General features: G+C 40.6%; 2 rRNA genes. Both read left to right on the top strand.

The window, feature by feature from the left end:
* Nucleotides 1-89, top strand: a 5S ribosomal RNA gene (rrf, locus tag ZA05_RS00605); the annotation flags it as partial.
* A 1,033-nt stretch (nucleotides 90-1,122) separates the two neighbouring features.
* Nucleotides 1,123-1,309, top strand: a 16S ribosomal RNA gene (locus tag ZA05_RS00610); the annotation flags it as partial.

The raw sequence follows: 1,309 nt of genomic DNA on the forward strand, positions 1-1,309 counted from the left end.
GGGCTCACCTCTTACCTTTCCGAACAGAGAAGTTAAGCCCGTTAGCGCCGATGGTACTGCACCCGTGGGAGAGTAGGTCGTCGCCTTTTTTGCCTGCCAGGCGGCAGGTTTGCAAGCCCCCAGCATTGAATTGCTGGGGGCTTTTTGTTTTTATGAATCAAACAAACCTTCGTAACAATACAAAAGCCTAACTACAGATATGCTTTACGCTTTCGGATTTCCTAGGATGGTTGATGGATAATGAGGCAAAAAGGGCTATGGGTATGTGTACTGTGCCCTTTAAAGGGGATCCCTAAATTGTTAAACTAGATCTGTCGCACATTAATTTTTCCCAAGGGCCTATACCTTTTAATGAAGTTGAAGTACGTCCATATATTACTTCAAGGGAATAGGGAGACTGGAGGAGAGTAAAGTCTTCTCCTTTTGCTAGGGTTGGGGAAAGATAGGATCCAACTTTTTATCGGAAGTGCTAAGGTCAATAAGGCAAGAGTTTATTGTTGTTTATTGTCGAGGGAACAATATCCAGTTTCAATACTATATTAAATGTAGTTTGAAGTTGCTTTTTGCAGGGCGGTATCCACATGCAAATTGAGAATCTTCAATTTTATTGTAAGGGGATTCTATGGTGGTATATGTAATTTGAAATTGAAAAGGTTAAATGGATTTATAAGTGATCGGGCATGTTGAATTATTTATTATATTTAAAGCCTTTTATTCCAGAGGTGTATGTTTTTACTTTAGAAAAAAACATCAAAAGTTTGAAATAAACCTTGCACATATCCAAAAAGGCGGTATATTTGCAGCCGCAAAAACAGCGAGCGCTGTCGTAGCGAAGGGAGTTCATTGAGAGTATCGGTTATAAGTGTTTTTGAGAGGCGATTGCGCCACGAAAAAAAAACTTTTAAAAAAATAACCAAAACTATTGCGAGCTTCAAAAAAGGGTTCTATATTTGCACCCGCTTAAGCGATAAGCTTAGGAAAAACAAAGAAGACAAGTTCATTAACATATTGAATTGACAGCGTAAGATTGGATCTTTTTTAAAGATCTGGTCGAACAAAGAACAAGCCATTTTGAGAACCAGAAAATTCCGTTTCGGGAGTCTAGATAATATTTAAGATTTAACGATGAAGAGTTTGATCCTGGCTCAGGATGAACGCTAGCGGCAGGCCTAACACATGCAAGTCGAACGGCAGCGGGGAAAAGCTTGCTTTTCCGCCGGCGAGTGGCGCACGGGTGCGTAACGCGTATGCAACCTACCTCTTACAGGGGGATAGCCCAGAGAAATTTGGATTAATACCCCGTAGTATA

This window comes from Mangrovimonas sp. TPBH4 (assembly GCF_001280505.1).
GTDB lineage: Bacteria > Bacteroidota > Bacteroidia > Flavobacteriales > Flavobacteriaceae > Mangrovimonas_A.